The 17,765-nt window shown below is 62.7% G+C and carries 18 protein-coding genes and 4 tRNA genes; 19 read left to right on the top strand and 3 right to left on the bottom strand.

The window, feature by feature from the left end; all coding sequences use genetic code 11:
* Positions 1–23: 23 nt before the first annotated feature.
* The 16 genes from JLC71_RS09130 to rbsB all read left to right on the top strand — a co-directional run bounded on the left by JLC71_RS09130 (position 24) and on the right by rbsB (position 14,658).
* Positions 24–1,196 (top strand): type II secretion system F family protein, encoded by a 1,173-nt coding sequence (locus JLC71_RS09130; RefSeq protein ID WP_200915130.1) that lies wholly within the window; start codon positions 24–26, stop codon positions 1,194–1,196.
* Positions 1,196–2,854: a GspE/PulE family protein gene (locus tag JLC71_RS09135; RefSeq protein WP_200915131.1), complete on the top strand. Its 1,659-nt coding sequence runs from the start codon at positions 1,196–1,198 to the stop codon at positions 2,852–2,854. Before JLC71_RS09130 ends, JLC71_RS09135 begins: the two co-directional genes overlap by 1 nt.
* On the top strand, positions 2,835–3,638 hold the full coding sequence (locus JLC71_RS09140) for a hypothetical protein (protein WP_200915132.1): 804 nt from the start codon (positions 2,835–2,837) through the stop codon (positions 3,636–3,638). The genes JLC71_RS09135 and JLC71_RS09140 overlap by 20 nt, the downstream gene beginning before the upstream one ends.
* Complete coding sequence (locus JLC71_RS09145) at positions 3,635–4,165, top strand: hypothetical protein (protein WP_200915133.1); 531 nt, start codon at positions 3,635–3,637, stop codon at positions 4,163–4,165. Before JLC71_RS09140 ends, JLC71_RS09145 begins: the two co-directional genes overlap by 4 nt.
* The gene (locus JLC71_RS09150; RefSeq protein ID WP_200915134.1) at positions 4,162–4,722 is read left to right on the top strand and encodes a hypothetical protein; all 561 of its coding nucleotides are present in this window, start codon (positions 4,162–4,164) and stop codon (positions 4,720–4,722) included. The genes JLC71_RS09145 and JLC71_RS09150 overlap by 4 nt, the downstream gene beginning before the upstream one ends.
* A complete protein-coding gene (locus JLC71_RS09155) occupies positions 4,722–5,258 on the top strand; it encodes a hypothetical protein (RefSeq protein WP_200915135.1) in 537 nt (178 codons plus the stop codon). Before JLC71_RS09150 ends, JLC71_RS09155 begins: the two co-directional genes overlap by 1 nt.
* Positions 5,255–7,216: a secretin GspD/PilQ domain-containing protein gene (locus JLC71_RS09160; RefSeq protein WP_200915136.1), complete on the top strand. Its 1,962-nt coding sequence runs from the start codon at positions 5,255–5,257 to the stop codon at positions 7,214–7,216. Before JLC71_RS09155 ends, JLC71_RS09160 begins: the two co-directional genes overlap by 4 nt.
* A 14-nt stretch (positions 7,217–7,230) precedes the next feature.
* Positions 7,231–7,698: a type II secretion system protein gene (locus JLC71_RS09165; protein WP_236250847.1), complete on the top strand. Its 468-nt coding sequence runs from the start codon at positions 7,231–7,233 to the stop codon at positions 7,696–7,698.
* 7 nt (positions 7,699–7,705) lie between these two features.
* The gene (locus JLC71_RS09170) at positions 7,706–8,080 is read left to right on the top strand and encodes a type II secretion system protein (RefSeq protein ID WP_200915137.1); all 375 of its coding nucleotides are present in this window, start codon (positions 7,706–7,708) and stop codon (positions 8,078–8,080) included.
* On the top strand, positions 8,055–8,567 hold the full coding sequence (locus JLC71_RS09175) for a type II secretion system protein (RefSeq protein ID WP_200915138.1): 513 nt from the start codon (positions 8,055–8,057) through the stop codon (positions 8,565–8,567). Before JLC71_RS09170 ends, JLC71_RS09175 begins: the two co-directional genes overlap by 26 nt.
* Before the next feature lie 76 nt (positions 8,568–8,643).
* Entirely contained in the window at positions 8,644–9,645 is a 1,002-nt protein-coding gene (locus tag JLC71_RS09180) for a LacI family DNA-binding transcriptional regulator (protein ID WP_200915139.1), read from the top strand.
* Positions 9,646–9,878: 233 nt separating this feature from the next.
* Positions 9,879–10,778 (top strand): ribokinase, encoded by a 900-nt coding sequence (locus JLC71_RS09185; RefSeq protein ID WP_200915140.1) that lies wholly within the window; start codon positions 9,879–9,881, stop codon positions 10,776–10,778.
* Positions 10,775–11,173 (top strand): D-ribose pyranase, encoded by a 399-nt coding sequence (gene rbsD, locus JLC71_RS09190; protein WP_200915141.1) that lies wholly within the window; start codon positions 10,775–10,777, stop codon positions 11,171–11,173. The genes JLC71_RS09185 and rbsD overlap by 4 nt, the downstream gene beginning before the upstream one ends.
* A 41-nt stretch (positions 11,174–11,214) precedes the next feature.
* Positions 11,215–12,696 carry a sugar ABC transporter ATP-binding protein gene (locus JLC71_RS09195; protein ID WP_200915142.1) on the top strand — a complete coding sequence of 494 codons (1,482 nt, stop codon included), beginning with the start codon at positions 11,215–11,217 and terminating at the stop codon, positions 12,694–12,696.
* A 2-nt stretch (positions 12,697–12,698) separates the two neighbouring features.
* On the top strand, positions 12,699–13,637 hold the full coding sequence (locus JLC71_RS09200) for an ABC transporter permease subunit (RefSeq protein ID WP_200915143.1): 939 nt from the start codon (positions 12,699–12,701) through the stop codon (positions 13,635–13,637).
* An 82-nt stretch (positions 13,638–13,719) separates the two neighbouring features.
* Positions 13,720–14,658 carry a ribose ABC transporter substrate-binding protein RbsB gene (gene rbsB / locus JLC71_RS09205; protein ID WP_200915144.1) on the top strand — a complete coding sequence of 313 codons (939 nt, stop codon included), beginning with the start codon at positions 13,720–13,722 and terminating at the stop codon, positions 14,656–14,658.
* An 80-nt stretch (positions 14,659–14,738) separates the two neighbouring features.
* Here the strand turns inward: rbsB and JLC71_RS09210 are convergent, their stop codons facing one another.
* Positions 14,739–15,803: a bifunctional nicotinamide-nucleotide adenylyltransferase/Nudix hydroxylase gene (locus JLC71_RS09210; protein ID WP_200915145.1), complete on the bottom strand. Its 1,065-nt coding sequence runs from the start codon at positions 15,801–15,803 to the stop codon at positions 14,739–14,741.
* A 43-nt stretch (positions 15,804–15,846) separates the two neighbouring features.
* On the bottom strand, positions 15,847–16,764 hold the full coding sequence (nadA, locus tag JLC71_RS09215) for a quinolinate synthase NadA (RefSeq protein WP_200915146.1): 918 nt from the start codon (positions 16,762–16,764) through the stop codon (positions 15,847–15,849).
* Positions 16,765–17,007: 243 nt separating this feature from the next.
* Between nadA and JLC71_RS09220 the strand changes: the two genes are divergently transcribed.
* From JLC71_RS09220 to JLC71_RS09230, 3 genes are all read left to right on the top strand, one after another.
* Positions 17,008–17,083 (top strand) — tRNA-Gly (locus JLC71_RS09220).
* A gap of 25 nt (positions 17,084–17,108) precedes the next feature.
* Positions 17,109–17,184, top strand: a tRNA-Gly gene (locus JLC71_RS09225).
* A 50-nt stretch (positions 17,185–17,234) separates the two neighbouring features.
* A tRNA-Cys gene (locus JLC71_RS09230) sits at positions 17,235–17,308 on the top strand.
* A gap of 245 nt (positions 17,309–17,553) precedes the next feature.
* Here JLC71_RS09230 and JLC71_RS09235 read toward each other — a convergent pair.
* Positions 17,554–17,638, bottom strand: a tRNA-Leu gene (locus tag JLC71_RS09235).
* Between the last annotated feature and the right edge of the window lie 127 nt (positions 17,639–17,765).

Raw genomic sequence — 17,765 nt, forward strand, 5'->3', positions numbered from 1 at the left:
CCGCATCGATCCGGTCCTTTCCCATGCGCTACAAAGTCAAAGCGCTGGCGGCCGGTCGCCTCTCCGAACTCGAGCTCGACGCGGCCAATGAAGCCGAGCTCAGAAGTCGGTTGGCGGCGCAGGGCGCGCAGCTTGTCAGTTTCGAGGCACAACGGCAGTTGTCGTTTCGCAAAAGCGAATTCGGCCTGTCGCTGTTTACCCAGGAACTGATCGCCCTGCTCGAAGCCGGCCTGACCCTGGTCGAAGCCGTCGAAACGCTGAAGGAAAAAAGCGCGCAGGACGGCAGCCGCGTGGTGCTGACGCGCATGGTCGAAACGCTGTACCAAGGGCTGCCGTTCTCGAAAGTGCTGTTGCAAATGCCCGAGCACTTTCCGCCGCTGTACGTCGCCACCGTCGGCTCGGCCGAAAAGACCGGCCACCTTTCCGAAGCACTCAAGCGTTACCACCACTACGACACCCGGCTTGCCGGGGTGAAAAAGAAAGTGATCGCGGCGCTGATCTACCCGATGGTGATCCTGACCATCGGCGGCAGCATCATGCTGTTTCTGCTGTTTTATGTGATTCCGAAGTTCAGCCAGATTTACGCCTCGATGCGCAATATCCCCTTCGCCGCGCAAATCATGCTGTGGTGGGGTGATCTGGTGCATCAGCACGGCCATTGGTTGTTCGCCGGTATTGCCGCCACCATCGCCGGTATCGTGCTGATGCTGCGCACGCCGTCGGTGCAAACCGCGCTGATGGAAATCGTCTGGCGGCTGCCCCGTTTGAATGACTACCGCCGCTTGTTCGCGCTGACGCGGTTTTACCGCACCGTCGGCCTCTTGCTCGCCGGCGGCTTATCCGTGGTCGCGGCGATGGAGCTGGCGGCGCAGCTGTTGCCAACGCCGATGCGTCTGGCGCTGGGCCGCGCCATCGTCGATATCCGTGCCGGTCAGGGTTTGTCGGCCACACTGCCGCGCTATCAATTGACCACGCCGGTCTCCGAGCGATTGCTGCGCGTTGGCGAACAAAGCGGCGAGCTGGCGACGATGTGCGAGCGCTCGGCGCAGTTTTGCGACGAAGAGCTCGACCGTGGCATCGAGATGTTCACCAAGCTGTTCGAGCCCATCCTGATGCTGTTCATCGGCGTAATGATCGGCACCATCGTTTTTCTCTTGTACATGCCGATTTTCGAATTGGCCGGGAGCGCGCAGTAATGTCTGCATTGACGCTCGACCTGATCCAGCACTTGCGCGCCAACCGTGGCGACACCCCGCTACCCTTGCTACTGCAGCAGACGCTCGGCGTTTCCGACGACGATTACCGTTACACCGTCAGCACCTTCCTCGGCCTGCCGGCGCTGACGCGTGGCGACCTCGATGCGCTGTTTCCGCGCTACGACCTCCTGCCCTATGCCGATGCCGTCGGCCACCAGTGTGTGCTGGTCGAGGACACCGACGGCTACCTCTCGCTGGTATACGGCGATCCCTTTGACGCGGCGACGCGCAACTGGGCGCTGCAGCGGGTATCGGTCGGCTTTCGCAACGCGCTTGGTCATTACGACGATGTGGCGTCGTACCTGGAAAAGTACGAAACCAGCCACCGGGCGATGGATCAGCTCGGCGGCGGCGACGGCACCGAGGCCAACAACGACGGTGTGCCGGAAATCTCGCTGGCGACGATCGCGTCGGATACCAGCCCGGTGGTCAAGCTGGTCAACTCGACGCTGTACGACGCGCTCAAATCCAAGGCGTCGGACATCCACCTTGAAAGCACCCCGAGCGGTCTGACGATCAAGTACCGTATCGACGGCGTGCTGCTGCATATTGGCGGCGCCAGCGGTATCGAAACCGCCGAGCAGACCGTATCGCGGATCAAGGTGCTCGCCGATCTGGATATCGCCGAGCGGCGAATTCCGCAGGATGGCCGCTTCAAGGTGATGATGAACGGCCGTGACATCGATTTTCGCGTCTCGATCATGCCGTCGATTTACGGCGAAGACGCGGTGCTGCGGGTGCTCGACAAGCAGGGCGGCGGCGATTCGTTCAAGCAGTTGCGCCTGGACATCCTCGGCCACGAGGAGGTGACGATGGCGGCGATCCGTTCGCTCGCCAACGAACCCTATGGCCTGCTACTGGTGACCGGACCGACCGGCTCGGGCAAGTCGACGACGCTGTATGCGACGCTGTCGGAGATCAATACCGGCGAAGAAAAGATCATCACCATTGAAGACCCGGTCGAATACCAGTTGCCCGGCGTGTTGCAGATTCCGGTCAACGACAAAAAGGGCCTCTCGTTCGCGCGCGGCCTGCGCTCGATCCTGCGGCATGATCCGGACAAAATCCTCGTCGGCGAAATCCGTGACGGCGAAACCGCCAATATCGCCGTTCAGGCGGCGCTGACCGGTCACCTGGTGCTGACGTCGGTGCATGCCAACAATGCGTTCTCGGTGCTCGACCGCTTCATGCACATGGGCGTGGAATCGCACAGCTTTGTCGATGCGCTGATCGGTGTGGTCGCACAGCGATTGATCCGCAAGATCTGCCCGCACTGCATCACCGACGACAATCCGGACGACGAACTGCTGGCGGTGTCCGGGCTGAACCGCGATCAGGTCGCCGCCTGGCGCTTCCGCAAGGGCACGGGCTGCAAGGCCTGCCGCGACACCGGTTATCTCGGCCGCAAGGCTATCGCCGAGGTGCTGCGGCTGAACGATGACCTCAAGGTCGCCATCGTCAACCGCGCGCCACCCGGCGAAATGAAAACACTCGCCAGCCAGACCGGCTTTGCGTCGATGCGGCAAATGGCCATGCTGGCCGTGTCGCGCGGCGAAACCACCTTGCAGGAAATCAATCGTGTCACCTTTGTCGATTGACCATCACGGCTGGCTGATGCGCAGCCAGGTCATGCTCGCCAGCAAGCCACGCTGGCCGCGCGGCCCGGTCGCGCGCCGCAGCGAGGCCATCGACGGCACCGCCGATACCGCGGTATTGCGGCTGCAGCAGTTGCTGAACGACGCGCCGGCCGGCCGTTTCGATACCCTGACCCTGCATCTCGGGACGCCGTGGGTGCGCTACACGGTGCTGCCGTGGCAGGACAACCTCAAGCGCGATGCCGACTGGCAGGGCTATGCCCGCGTACTGATGGCGTCGCAATTCAACGTCGCCACCGATACCTGGCGGGTCGCCATCGAACCCGGCCCTTACGGCGCGCCCCGGCTCGCCGCGGCGATCGATCAGGGTCTGTATCAGACGCTGCTGGAACTGGCGCGCACGCGCAAATGCAGGCTGAGCGCCGTTGCGCCGCTGCTCACCGATGTCGTCAATCGCTACCATTCGGCAGTGAAATCGCCCGAATTCGCGCTGATCGTCGCCGAGGCCGAACACATCAGCTGCCTGTTCCGTAAACAGCGCGCCTGGCGCGGCGTCGTCACCCTGTCGGCACCGGCCGGTGGCATGGCCGGCGCATCGCTGACCGCACTGGCGCGCGACGCGGCCATGCTCGCCAGCGACTTCGTTCCCCGCACCCTTTACCTCGCAGGCGGTCACGACCAGGCACCCGAGCATCTCGATGGCGAGTTCGAACTGAACTGGCTGGGCGGCCTGCATCCGCTGCTTGACGCCGTGCGCGAATGGGCCCGGCCGGAGGTCGTTGCATGAGGTCGATCCAGCTCGATTTTCATCGCCAGCCCAGCACCACCCCGTGGCTGGGTCTGGCCATCATCGTTGCCGGCGTGGTGCTGCTGCTGTGGGTACTGGCGCGGCAGGATGTCGCCGACGAGCGCCGCAAGCTGATCGATACGCAAGAAGCCGAACAGTCGTGGCTGCTCAAGAAGCAGGAAACCTCGCGGCTCGCCGCGCAGAAGGAAGCGCCGCTGAACGACAAGGTCGCCGCGATCGAGCGCGCGCAGACCGCCTCCCCCGACGCGGGTCTGGCCGCGCTCGAGGCCGCGTGGCGGCCGGGCATTGCCTACACCAAGATCGATGTGAGCACGAGCGAGCGCGATCTCAAGCTGGAACTCGAAGCCAGAACACTGAAAGAGCTGCTGGCCTGGATCGATGCACTGGCGCAACAGCCCGATGTCGAGCAGGTGCTGCTGGCAAGGCAGGCACTCAAGCCGACCGATCCGTTCCGGCCCACCAGTGCCGCAGTCGAGGTCTACTGGCGTCAAACGGAGGCGCCATGAACATGCAGCAACTGAGCTGGCATCTGCGCCAATGGCCGCGTTACGCCGGCACGCTCGGCGTGGTCGGACTGGCGCTGATCGGCATGGCCGTCCTTTTGCTCAAACAGCAGGTCGAGCCGATCGAACGCGATCTCGACAAACGCGAAGCGGCCATCGCCACGAAGCAGAGCGAAATCCGCCGCACCGTGCGCGCTAGTGAGGTCGCCAGCGAGCCCGCCTACGTCAAGCTGCGCCGCGATACCAGCTTCACCGCCTTTCTGGCCGAGTTGACCGCTCTGGCGACCAAGAACGGCATCGCCATCGTGCAGAGCGATTACAAAAGCGTCACCGAGGCGGATGGCCAGCTGCTGCGCTTTGGTCTGCAGTTTCCTGCCAGTGGCAGCTATCCATCGCTGCGCGCGTTGATGCAGGCGCTCAAGGCGATTCCGGGCGTGCGCGTCGAATCGGTCAGCATGAGTCGCGCCAATATCGGCGAGGAAATGCTCGCGATCCAGTTGCAACTGAGCTATCTGACCGAAGTGGGCGAACCGGTACCACCGCGCAAGGGAGGCCGTTGATGCTTTCCCGTCCGCTGCAAATCATCCTCGCCATCACCGCCTTGCTGACCGCTTATACGATCTGGAACGACAGCGCCGATGCACCGGTGGAAAACGATGCCGCCGTGCGCAAGCCGCGCGGCATGCCGGCACAAGAGATCGCCTCCGAAGCCAGCAGCGTTGCCAGAAGCGCGTCGCGCGCACCGGCGGCATCGAATGCCAGCGTGGTCAACCTGTTCCCGAAGCAGACCTGGGCGCCGCCGCCACCACCGCCACCGCCGCCGGCCAAACCGACTCCTACGCCGGTACCGGTTGCGCCGCCCCTGCCGTTCCAGGTGGTCTCGACCTGGCACGAACGCGGCACCGATTACGTTGTACTGCAAGCGGGCGGCGATCAATACGTCGTCTGCAATCGCTGCGATGCGCTTGGGCGCATCCAGCAAGGTGAAACCGTGCTCGGCAGCTGGCGTGTCGACAAAGTCAGCCGCGATGCCATCGCCTTTACATTCATGCCATTGAATCAGCAGCAAGTGCTGCCGATAGGAGGAACGCCGTGAAACGAGCGTTGACCGTGACCATTCTGGTCGCGATGCTGACCGGCTGTGCCGCCGATACCGCGCGCCAGCAAGGTGAGTCGCTGATCGAACAAGGCAATACCCAGCAAGGGTTGAGTGCGCTGCAAACCGCAGTGAAACAGTATCCGGACGACATCAAGCTGCGCACCGCCTACCGCCGCCAGCTGGATCAAATGCTGGGACAGCTGCTGCAGGAAGCCGAAACCGCTCGTTCGCGCGGCGATCTGCCGGGCGCGCTGGCGCGTTACCAGCAGATGCTGTCGTGGGAGCCGGGCAATGTGCGGGCGCAGGAAGGCATGCGCCAGCTCGAACGCTCTAGCCGCGGCGATTCGATGCTCAAGTTCGCCAACGAGATCAAGGACAAGCGCCCCGATGAGGCGCTGGAAATCGTCCGCCAGTTGCTCGCTGAAAATCCGCGCAACCCGCAGGCGGTGAAACTGCGGGACGACATCGAAAACCGCAAGGCGCGCGAGGCCAATCTGCGCCCGGCACTGGCGCAGGCTCTGAAGAGCCCGATCTCGCTGCAGTTCCGCGACCAGCCGGTGATGAGCGTGTTCGACATCATCGCGCGCATCGGCAAGGTCAACTTCATTTTCGACCGCGACGTGCCGCCCAACCTGCGCACGACGATTTTCGCCCGCGATACCACGGTCGAGGACGTGATCAATCTGGTCCTGGCCACCAACCAGCTCGACAAGAAAATCCTCAACGACAACACCATCCTGATCTATCCGAAGCGGCCCGACAAAGACCGCGACTACAAGGATCTGGTGATGCGCACCTTCTACCTGAGCAACGCCGATCCCAAGCAGGTGCTGTCGATGCTCAAGCAGATGGTCAAGACCCGCGACGTCTATATCGACGAGCGGCTGAACATGCTGGTGATGCGCGATACGCCCGACGCGATCGCCGTGGCCGAGCGCTTGATCGCGGCGCAGGATCTGCCGCAATCGGAGGTGGTGTTCGACGTCGAGGTGCTCGAAGTCAACAGCAGCGATACGCTCAACCTCGGCATCCGCTACCCGGACAGCATCAGCGCCACCGCTGGCGGCTTCAGCGCTCAGGGTGTATTCACGCCGGGGCTGATCGGCCTGGACAAACTCTCCGACCTGAACAAGGGCAATGTGCTGGTCAACGTCGGCTCGCCGACGATCACCGCCAATCTCGCGCACAACAAGGGCGCCGGCACGGTGCTGGCCAATCCGAAAATCCGCGTCAAGAACCGCGACAAGGCCAAGATCCTCATCGGCGATCGCTTGCCGGTGGTCACCACGGTCAACTCGAACGGCGTGGTCAGCGAAACCATCAGTTATCAGGATGTCGGCCTGACGCTGAATGTCGAACCCACCATCGGCAACGACGGCGATATCGGCGTCAAGGTGATGCTGGAAGTCTCCAATGTCACCGACACGATGACGACCAAGACCGGCCTGACCGCCTACACCATCGGCACCCGCCGCGCCGAAACCAATATGAGCGGCCGCGACGGCGAAACGCAGATCCTCGCCGGCCTGTTGAATCGCACCAGCCAGAGCACCGGCAATGCGATTCCGGGCCTGGGCGAGCTGCCGATTCTCGATCGCATTTTCGGCAGCAAATCGGACTCGTCGAAGAAAACCGAACTGGTGCTGTCGATCACCCCGCGTATCGTGCGCAATCTGCCGATTCCGGGCGGCTATATCACCCAGTTCGACAGCGGCACCGACAGCGCGATTTCGACCGATCCGCTGCGCTTGCGCCCGGCATCGACCATCAACTTCTCGACCCAGGGCGGCGCGGTCAGCGCCCCGCCACCGGCGCCAGTTCCGGCACCAGTTCCGGCACCAGCTCCGGCACCAGCTCCGGCACCAGTCCCGGCCGCACCGGCGCCGCAGGCGCAGACCGGCGCGCCGGCCGTCGCGGACGCGCCGGTGCCCCGCGCCGGACTGGGCCGGCGTTGAACGGATTGGCAACCGTGCAACGCGGCTTTACGCTGATCGAGCTGATGGTCACGCTGACCATCCTCGCGGTGCTGGCGACGGTGGCGTTGCCACTGTCGCAGGTTGCCGCGACGCGCAACCGCGAGTCCGAGCTGCGCCAGGCGCTGTGGCAGATCCGCAGCGCCATCGACGCCTACAAGCAGGCGGCGACCGACAAGCGCGTCGCCACCTCGCTCGACGACACCGGTTATCCGCCCGAACTGGCCGTGCTCGTCGACGGCGTCAAGGACGCCACGGATCCGACCGGCAAGAAAATCTACTTTCTGCGGCGCATTCCGCGCGACCCGTTCTGCGATTGCCCGAGCATGAGCAACGCCCAGACCTGGGGTATCCGCAGTTATGCCAGCCCGCCCGATTCACCGCAGGAAGGCCGCGACGTCTACGATGTCTACACGCGCTCCAACGCTGTCGGCCTCAATGGCACGCCCTATCGTGAATGGTGATCCAGACATGTCTTCTTTACGCCGCCGCGGCTTTACGCTGATCGAACTGTTGGTCGTGCTCGCCATCATGGCCAGCCTGCTGACCCTGGTCGTGCCACGTTATTTTCAACAAACCGATCGCGCCGCCGAGACCGTGCTCAAGCACAACCTCGTGGCGATGCGTGACGCCATCGACAAGTTCTACGCCGACACCGGCCGCTATCCGGCCACGCTGGACGAGCTGGTGCAGCGCCGCTATCTGCGCGAGATGCCGCTGGATCCGGTCGCCAACCGCCGCGATGCCTGGCAGACGCTGGCGCCGGAAGGCGGCAGCGGCGTTTACGACGTCAAGAGCGGCGCCGATGGCAGCGACAGCGATGGCAAACCATACCGTGAACTTTGAGCGTCGCCCACGGACGCCGCCCGGCCAAGCCGGCTATGCCTACCTGTGGGTATTGATGATGGTGCTGGTCATGGGCATCTATCTGGGCCTTGTTGGCGAGGCCTGGCAAAACCGCTTGCAGCGTGAACGCGAGCAGGAACTGCTGCGCGTCGGCGATGAAATCCGTTTAGCAATCAAGAACTACAACGCCATTACCACCGCCGGAGGCACGCAATATCCGAAGCGGCTGCAAGATCTGGTGCAAGACCCGCGCGTGCCCTTCGCCCGACGCTTTCTGCGCCGCGCCTATAAAGACCCGCTCACCGGCGAAGACTGGGCTTATATCGGTGCGCCCGGCGGCGGCTTCATGGGCGTTTACAGCAAATCGCCCAAGCTGCCGCTCAAGCAGAACAACTTTCCGCGGCAGTTCGCCAACTTCGCCGACAAAAAAAGCTTCGCCGACTGGCAGTTCGCCTCGTGGCCCGATGGCGGTGGGCGCACGCGCTGAACCAGCGCGGTCTTTACCTTGTCCTGAACCCCGACAAACGCTAAGCTAACACGGTTTAGCAAAGCAGATCGCCACCGTGTCCGCCTTCGCCCGCCTGACCATCGATGACATCGCCCGGCTTGCCGGCGTCTCCCGCACCACCGCGAGTCTGGTGCTCAATGGCCGCGCGCAAAACTACCGGATTTCCGAGGCCACGCAAGCGCGCGTGCTGGCGATTGCTGCCGAGCACCAGTTCCAGCCCTCGCAGTCGGCACGGGCCTTGCGTGCGCGCGCCAGCCACACGCTTGGGCTGGTGGTGCCGCAGCTGACCAACTTCGCCCACGCCAGCCTCGCCGAAGCGCTCGAGCCGCTGGCGCGCGCCGCCGGTTACCAATTGATGATCGTCAGCAGCAGCGATGATCTGGAACAGGAAGCCGCCGGCATCGGCCAATTGGTCGCGCGACAGGTCGATGGCCTGATCGTGGTGCCGTGTAATCCGAATCCGACGGCCTACGCCGGCTGGGCCACGCGCTTGCCGCTGGTGTTCGCCGACCGCCGCGTACCCGGCAGCCCGGTTCCGTTTGTCGTGACCGCCGCCGCAGATGCCAGCGACGCGCTGGTCAGCCATGCCATCGATCTGGGCGCCCGCGAGATTGTGTACATCGGCGGTGGCGCCGCGCTGTCGACCAGCGCCGATCGCCTCGCCGGCTACCGCGCCGCACTCGCGCGCGCCGGCATCATGCCTGGTGACGACTGGATCAGCGAACGTGATTACCAGCGCGCCTCCGGCCACGCCCTGCTGGCTGACTGGATTGCCAAGCATGGCCGCTACCCGCAGGCGGTGTTCACCGGCGGCATTACCCTGCTTGAAGGCGTACTGGCCTGCGTCAATACCCGCGGCCACGGCGCGCCCGACTACCTGCTCACCTTCGATGACCACCCGCTGCTCGATTGCCTGCCGCAACCGGTGCAATCGGTCGCGCAGGACAGCCACGCGCTCGCCGCCGGTAGCCTCGCAGCGGTGCTGGCCTTGCTGGCCGGCGAGATCCCGCCGCCAGCGTGCTGGGTCGACGCCAGCCTGCGTTACCGCAGCCGCTAAACCCGCGCTCTGCTCCCCCCATCCCTGGCGGCCTTGATCCCGAGGCAGGCTGTTGCACGCCTGCATCGCGTCTCATAAGGGGAATCCTGTAGTTTTCATAAATTCACTACATAAACTTGATCTAGGTCTACTTTTTTTGCTTAACACGGTTTAGCATCAGCACATCAGTCATTTCCAGATTCTGAATCCGTGCTAACGGTCTAGCCTGTACTACGGATGCATAAGGAGTTTTCATGACCAAGGTACTTGTTGTCGGCAGCATCAATATGGACCTCGTCGTCGGTACGGCGAAGTTTCCCAGACTGGGGGAAACGCTGTTCGGCGAGCACTTCGCCACCTACCCCGGCGGCAAGGGCGCCAATCAGGCCGTCGCCGCCGCGCGCCTCGGCGCACAGGTGACGATGATAGGCCGCGTCGGCGACGACGCTTTCGGCCAGCAAATGCTCGCCACCCTTGGTGCTGAAGGCATCGATACCCGCTGGATCGGTATTTCGGCCACCGCCGCCACCGGCATCGCGGCGATCACCGTCTGCGATGGCGACAACGCCATCCTCGTGATCCCCGGTGCCAACGGCGAGCTCTCCCCCGCGCACATCGCCGCGTCGGAAGCCGCTTTCGCCGACGCCGACGTCGTACTGGCGCAGCTCGAAGTCCCGATGGCGGCCATCGAAGCCGCCGCCGCGCTGGCCGCCAAACACGGCAAGCCCTTCATCCTCAACCCGGCGCCAGCCGCGTCGCTGCCGATCAAGCTGATCGGCCAGATCGCGCTGTTCACGCCGAATGAATACGAGCTTGCCGTTGCCTTCGAGGGCAAACCGGCAGACTGGAAGGCGCTGCTGGCGACGCTGCCGGGCAAGGTGGTGATGACCAAGGGCCGCGACGGCGCCTGGTTCACCGATGCCGCCGGCGTGCTGCAGCATCAGCCCTCGTACCCGGTCGCAGCGGTCGACTCGACCGGCGCCGGCGACACGTTCAACGGCGCCATCGCGGCATTCTGGGATCTGGGCCTCGCCGCCGCCGCGCGCTACGCCTGCGCCGCCGGGGCACTGTCGGTCACCCGCCCCGGCGCCCAGGGCGGTATGCCGACGCGTGCCGACGTCGACGCCTTTCTCGCCACGAGGGATGCAGCATGAAAAAGCACGGCATCCTCAATAGCGATATCGCCCGCGTCCTGGCGACGCTGGGCCACACCGACTGCATCGTCATCGGCGACTGCGGCCTGCCGATTCCCGATCATGTCGAACGCATCGATCTGGCGCTGCGCATCGGCGAACCGCGCTTTTTCGACGTCCTCGACGAAGTGCTCAAGGACATGCAGGTCGAACGCGCGGTGTTCGCCACCGAAGCGCTCGACCAGAACGAGGCCGTGATGAGCCGCGCGACGACGATGGCCGGTGACGGCATCGAGATCGCCTATGTCGCCCACGACGAACTGAAGCGGCTGTCGCACTCTGCCCGCGCGGTGATCCGCACCGGCGAAGCCACGCCTTACGCCAATGTCGTGCTGTATGCCGGCGTGATCTTCTGAATGACCAATGGTCAAGGGATCGATCTTCAAGGGGGACGATCATGGTTGTAAAAATGAAGGACGTCAGCAAGGCCTTCGGCCCGGTCAAGGTGCTCGAAGGCGTCGACTTCGAACTCAAGCGCGGCGAAATCCACGCGCTGATGGGCGAGAACGGCGCCGGCAAGTCAACGCTGATGAAAATCCTCTGCGGGGTTTATCAGGCCGATTACGGCAGCATCGAAATCGAAGGCAGACCGGTCGAAATCCGCGACACCAAGGACGCCGAGCGCCACGGCATTGCGATGATTCATCAGGAACTCAACCTGATTCCGCAACTGTCGGTGATCGACAACCTGTTTCTGGGGCGCGAAAAGCACAAGGGCGGCGTGCTCGATTCACGCAAGATGCGCGAACTGGCGCTTGAATACCTGGCGCATCTGGGCGTGAAGAACATCGACCCGGACATCGAGGCCGGCAAGCTGTCGATCGGTCAGCAGCAGATGGTCGAAATCGCCAAGGCGCTGAGCCTGAACGCGCAAGTGCTGATCATGGACGAACCGACCGCGGCACTGACCGACCGCGAGATCGAGGTGCTGTTCGGGCTGATGCGCGACCTCAAGTCGCGCGGTGTCGGCATCGTTTATGTCTCGCACCGGATGGAAGAAATTTTCGAAATCTGCGACCGGATTTCGGTATTGCGCGACGGCCAGTTCGTCGGCCAGCGCGTGATCAAGGACACGAGCTTCGACGAAATCGTCAAGATGATGGTCGGCCGCGAAATCGGCGACCGCTTCCCCAAACGCAACGTGGCACTCGGCGACGTCCGCCTCAGGGTCAGCGACCTCGACGACGGCCACGCGATCTCCGACGTCAACTTTGAAGTCCACGCCGGCGAAGTGCTCGGCATCTCCGGGCTGATGGGGTCGGGGCGCAGCGAGATTGTCTGGGCGCTGTTCGGCGCCGGCAAGCGCAAACACGGTCAGGTCTGGCTTGATGGCGAAGCGATCGACATACGCAATCCGGTTGAAGCCATCGATCTTGGCATCGGCTTTGTTACCGAAGACCGCAAAAGCCAGGGGCTGGTACTGGGGATGTCGGTCAAGGAAAACATCACCCTCACCCACCTTTCCAAGCTGGCACGCGCCGGCGTGGTCAACAGCGGCGAAGAGAACCACGAGGTGGCCGGGCTGATCGAGCGGCTGAAAATCCGAACTCGTGACGCCGAGCTCGACGTCAAATCACTGTCGGGCGGCAATCAGCAAAAAATCGTCTTCGCCAAGTGGCTGGGCATCACCCCCAAGGTGCTGTTTCTCGATGAACCGACCCGCGGGGTCGACGTCGGCGGCAAGGCGGAGATTTACCAGATCATCAACGAACTCGCCGCGAACGGCGTCGCCATTGTCATGGTGTCGTCCGAACTCCCCGAGGTGTTATCGATGAGCGATCGCATCCTCGTGATGCACCAAGGGCGGCAGGCCGGCATTTTCGACACCAAAACCGCCACCCAGGAAACCATCATGCACGCGGCAACCGGAGGACAATAACGATGAGCCCGCAAACCAAAGCCACCCTGCAAAAACTGGGACCGCTGATCGCACTGGTGATCATGTCTGCCGTGCTCGCGACCATGAGTCCGGACTTCCTCACCGTCGGCAACCTGCTGAACGTACTGCGTCAGGTATCGATCAACGCCCTGATCGCCTTCGGCATGACCTTCGTGATCCTGCTCGCCGGCATCGACTTGTCGGTCGGCTCCATTCTCGCGCTCTCGGCCGCCTTCATGGCCGGACTGATGGGCAGTGGCATGGATCCGGTCGTGGCCACCTCGATCGGCCTGATCTCCGGCGCGCTGATGGGCCTGGTCAACGGCCTGATCGTCACCAAGGGCAAGGTCGCACCGTTCATTGCCACGCTAGGCACCATGACGCTGTATCGCGGCCTGACCATGGTCTACACCAACGGCAGCCCGATGACGGGTTTCAACAGCGACTTCATCTACATGCTCGGCAGCGGCTACGTGTTCGGCATCGTGCCGGTGCCGGTGGTGATTACGCTGCTGGTCTTCGGCGCACTGTGGTTCGTGCTGAAGAAAACCGTGTTCGGCCGTCATGTCTACGCCGTCGGCGGCAACCCTGAAGCCTCCAAGCTGTCCGGGGTAAAGGTCGATCGGGTACAGCTGTGGGTGTATTCGATGTCCGGCCTGATGGCCGCACTCGCCGGGGTAATCCTGACTTCGCGACTGAATTCCGCCCAGCCGACCGCCGGCGCCGGTTACGAACTCGACGCGATCGCCGCGGTCGTCATCGGCGGCACCAGTCTGGCTGGCGGGCGCGGCTGGATCATCGGCACACTGATCGGTGCGGTCCTGCTTGGGGTGCTGAATAATGGCCTCAACCTGCTTGGCGTATCGTCGTTCTACCAGCAGGTCATCAAGGGCATCATCATTCTGCTCGCGGTACTGATCGACCGGGCCGGAAAAAAGTAAGCCAAGGAGGCCTCGTCCTCCTTTGAACACCTGCTCTTTATTCGCTTGCCCAACAACACAACGCACGTTTAGGAGAAGTCGCATGAAACCGTGGATCAAACCCCTGCTGATTGGCGCCATCGCCCTTGGTCTGGCCGCTTGCTCGAAGCAAGGCCCGGACAGCAGCGCCGCCTCGGGCGCAGCCGCCAGCGGCGAGCCGGTGATCGGCCTGGCCGTCTCGACCCAGAACAACCCCTTCTTCGTCACCCTGCGCCAAGCCGCCGAAGCCGAAGCCAAGGCGCAGGGCATCAAGCTGATCGCCGTCGATGCCCAGGATGATGCCGCCAAGCAGATTGCCAGCATCGAAGACCTGATCCAGAAGAAGGTCAGCGTCATTCTGATCAACCCGACCGATTCGGACGCACTGGCCAACGCCGTGCGTAGCGCCAACAACGCCAAGATTCCGGTGATCTCGATCGACCGCACCATCAACGGCGGCGACGTGGTTGCGCACATCGCCTCGGACAACGTCGAAGGCGGCCGCATGGCAGCCAACTTCCTGCTCGACCAGATCAAGCATCAGGGCAAGATCATCGAACTTGAAGGCATTCCGGGTTCGTCGGCCGCACGCGAACGTGGCCAGGGCTTCAACGAGATCGTCAACACGGTCAAGGATGTGCAGGTCGTTGCCAAACAGCCGGCCGACTTCGATCGTGCCAAGGGCCTGACCGTGACCGAGAACATCCTGCAGGGCAACAAGGGTGTGAAGGCCCTGTTCGCCCAGAACGATGAAATGGCGCTGGGCGCAGCGCAAGCGGTGAAAGCGGCCGGGCTGAAAGACGTGGTCATCGTCGGCTTCGACGCCACCAACGATGCGATTGCCGCAGTCAAGGCCGGCACGCTCGCCGCCACCGTGCAGCAAAAGCCGGACCTGATGGGCAAGATGGCCGTCGATACCGCCAAGCAACTGATCGATGGCAAGCAGGTGCCCAAGTCCATTCCTGTGCCGCTGAACCTGGTGACCAAGGAAAACGCGCAGTAAGTCGTACCGGCCCGCGTGGTCAGCTCGACGAGTTAGAGACATTGCGGCCCCATCGGGGCCGCTTTTTTATGCGTGACGAATCAGATCTGGCCGAGGAACCAGTTGACGATATAAAAGTGATCCTCGAACAGCTCGGTTTCCATCCGGTTGAACTCGAACAGCGGCACCCACTGCGCCCGGTCGGCATCATCGCCACCGCGCACCTTGGGCAAGCCCTCACCGGTTGGCGTCAGTTCGATCAAAAAGCCGTGCGTAATCGTTCGCCCGCGCAAGGAGCGTTGCGGGTGATCGAACACCCGGCTGGCCCGGATCGACCCGGCGAGCACCGGCGCCGGCACCTTGAGGCGGGTTTCTTCTTTCAGCTCGCGAATGACCGCGTCGCGAATCGGCTCGTCCTGATTGATGAAGCCGCCGGGTAAGGCCCACAAGCCCCTGCCCGGCATGCCGCGACGGCGCACCAGCAGAATATGCCCAGAGTGGATCACCACCGCATCGACAGTCACAAAGGTCGGCGGATACGGCGCCACCGCCCAGGCACGGCGGAAGTCCTGCAGGTAGCGGTACTCGGCCAGCAAGCGCGGGTATACCTCGCCGGCGCGAAACGTCTGCAACCAGTCGAACACCGTCGGCGGCAATCTGGCCGCACACGCATCGAACGCCGTGCCGCCGGCATCGAACAAGGCATCGCGAACGCGCTGCGCATCGATATCGGGTTCATCCTCAACATCCAGCCGTTGCCACTGCGGGAACAACTCCAGATACCAGGCATTGCGGCTGCGGCGGCTGCCGACGATACCGATGCGGAACTCGGCGGCGCGATGGCCGAGGCTGGCGGTATCGACGGCAATCACCTTGTCGACCTGATTCTGGATCTCGGTCACCCATTGCTGATCGTTGTACATCCGGTCCGAGCAGCCGACCATGAATACCCGGTGCTGCAACTCGTCCGGCAAGGCCATGCGCAACATCGCCTCGCGCTCGGCCAGCGTGAACGGATTGCGCGGGCTCGCCGCCTGCCGGGCCGAACCGCAAATCACGATCAATTTATCCGCATGCTCAAGCGCGGCGTGGATCAGTTTCAGGTGGCCGTTGTGCACCGGCTGGAAGCGGCCGATGAATACGAGGTAATCGAATTGTTTTGCCATGCGATCCTCCAAGACAAAGGGCGACCGAAGTCGCCCTTTGGGTTTACTGGTAGTAACGCTTGGAGAATTCCAGCATCCGCTCGATCGGCAAACGCGCCGCGGCCATCTGCTCAGGCGTCAGGTAGTCGATGCGCGTACCGATACCGGCCTGCGCCCGCTTCACCGCCGCGATGGTGTTCATCTTCATATACGGGCACGAGTTGCACTGGCAGCCGGCGTAGATCGGCGCCTGACGGATGTCGAGATCCGGCCGTGCCAAACCCATGTTGTAGAGAATGCCGTCCTCGGTTGCGACGAAAATCACCGCGTCGGCTTCCTTGTCGAACGATTTCACCCAGTTCAGCATGCCCGAGGTCGAGCCGACGTAATCGGCCTGCTGCAGCACCGGCAGCGGTGATTCCGGATGGGCGATCAGGTATTTCGCACCGGCCACGCTGGCAAAAGCCTCGTCAAGCGCGGTCTGGTTGAACTTGTCGTGCACTTCGCACACGGCCGACCACAGCGGCATGTCATAGCCGTACTGGAAGTTCAAATACGCGCCCATATTGCGGTCGGGCGAAAAAATCACCTTTTTACCGTCGGCATACAGGTGCGCGATGATGTCGTCGACGTTGCGGCTGGTGACAATCCAGTCACTCAAGGCTTTATGCTCGGCCGAGCTGTTGATGTAGCTGACGTGTACATAATCGGCATGGGCCTCGCGCCACTTCTGCAACGCGGCCACGTCGGTCTGGGTGACGAGGCTACAGGTCGAACCGGCGTCGGGCAGGATTACCTCGGCTTCCGGATTGAGGATCTTGGCGGTTTCGGCCATGAAACGCACACCGGCGAACACGATGGTATCGGCGCCGCATTCCTTGGCATACAGCGACAACTCCAGGCTATCGCCGACCTTGTCGGCCATCTGCTGGATCTCGGGCTGGCAGTAGTAATGCGCCAGCGTGACAACTTTCTTGCTCATGGTCTTCCCCCATGCAAAACGCGCGGTCTTGCCCCGCGACGGATCTGATCAGTACTTCAAGCCCCTGATGCGTAACGGATTATCATCCGGCGCGACGCATCCCGTCGCACGGCATCAGTGTGCTTATACTACACCCAGACGCGCCACCGACCGCGTTTGCCTCGGCTTTTTTGCAAACTGGTGTTGACAGACGGAAAGCCACAAACCATAATGCGCTCCTCAGTTGCAAAACGCAGCAGCGAAGCGGGATTAGCTCAGTTGGTAGAGCGATACCTTGCCAAGGTATAGGTCGAGAGTTCGAGCCTCTTATCCCGCTCCATTCGTTTCGTGTTTTGCCTGCTGATGCGGGATTAGCTCAGTTGGTAGAGCGATACCTTGCCAAGGTATAGGTCGAGAGTTCGAGCCTCTTATCCCGCTCCAAATCCAGAAAAAGGGAAAGTATTTTACTTTCCCTTTTTCGTCGCCGTTACGGCGGGGTAGCAAAATGGTTATGCAGTGGATTGCAAATCCGCCTACGCCGGTTCGATTCCGACCCCCGCCTCCAGTAAAAAAGCCCTGATTCGTCTCAGGGCTTTTTGCTTTTCTGCGCTCCGCTCCCATCCTCTGCAGCAGCGCTCAAAACCCACCTAAAACAAGCTATCGGGAAAGGTTACTCGCCATTCCCGAACGCCTTTGCGCGCTCGTTGCGCCAATCGGTACGGCTTAGGCCGTACCGTAAACAAAAAACCCGCAAAGCCTGGTGACTGTGCGGGTGATCTGGACGCGATCGGAAGCGCGTGGAATCGGTGGTGGTGCCCCGAGCCGGGGTCGAACCGGCACAGCTTACGCCGAGGGATTTTAAGTCCCTTGTGTCTACCAATTTCACCATCGGGGCAGCGAGGGGGCGATTCTAGCACTTTGGCGTGCTCACGGTGGGGCATCTCGGCCCCCGCGTCAGCTGGCGGTGCTTTTCTGGACACCGACGACCCACGCGGCGACAATCCACAAATGACGAATGAATA

The organism is Jeongeupia sp. HS-3 (assembly GCF_015140455.1).
Lineage (GTDB): Bacteria > Pseudomonadota > Gammaproteobacteria > Burkholderiales > Chitinibacteraceae > Jeongeupia.

Coding starts and splice junctions, on each gene's coding strand:
- JLC71_RS09130 (WP_200915130.1), top strand. CDS start 24: ATGCGCTACAAAGTCAAAGCGCTGGCGGCCGGTCGCCTCTCCGAACTC.
- JLC71_RS09135 (WP_200915131.1), top strand. CDS start 1,196: ATGTCTGCATTGACGCTCGACCTGATCCAGCACTTGCGCGCCAACCGT.
- JLC71_RS09145 (WP_200915133.1), top strand. CDS start 3,635: ATGAGGTCGATCCAGCTCGATTTTCATCGCCAGCCCAGCACCACCCCG.
- JLC71_RS09150 (WP_200915134.1), top strand. CDS start 4,162: ATGAACATGCAGCAACTGAGCTGGCATCTGCGCCAATGGCCGCGTTAC.
- JLC71_RS09155 (WP_200915135.1), top strand. CDS start 4,722: ATGCTTTCCCGTCCGCTGCAAATCATCCTCGCCATCACCGCCTTGCTG.
- JLC71_RS09170 (WP_200915137.1), top strand. CDS start 7,706: ATGTCTTCTTTACGCCGCCGCGGCTTTACGCTGATCGAACTGTTGGTC.
- JLC71_RS09175 (WP_200915138.1), top strand. CDS start 8,055: ATGGCAAACCATACCGTGAACTTTGAGCGTCGCCCACGGACGCCGCCC.
- JLC71_RS09185 (WP_200915140.1), top strand. CDS start 9,879: ATGACCAAGGTACTTGTTGTCGGCAGCATCAATATGGACCTCGTCGTC.
- rbsD (WP_200915141.1), top strand. CDS start 10,775: ATGAAAAAGCACGGCATCCTCAATAGCGATATCGCCCGCGTCCTGGCG.
- JLC71_RS09195 (WP_200915142.1), top strand. CDS start 11,215: ATGGTTGTAAAAATGAAGGACGTCAGCAAGGCCTTCGGCCCGGTCAAG.
- JLC71_RS09200 (WP_200915143.1), top strand. CDS start 12,699: ATGAGCCCGCAAACCAAAGCCACCCTGCAAAAACTGGGACCGCTGATC.
- rbsB (WP_200915144.1), top strand. CDS start 13,720: ATGAAACCGTGGATCAAACCCCTGCTGATTGGCGCCATCGCCCTTGGT.
- JLC71_RS09210 (WP_200915145.1), bottom strand. CDS start 15,803: ATGGCAAAACAATTCGATTACCTCGTATTCATCGGCCGCTTCCAGCCG.
- nadA (WP_200915146.1), bottom strand. CDS start 16,764: ATGAGCAAGAAAGTTGTCACGCTGGCGCATTACTACTGCCAGCCCGAG.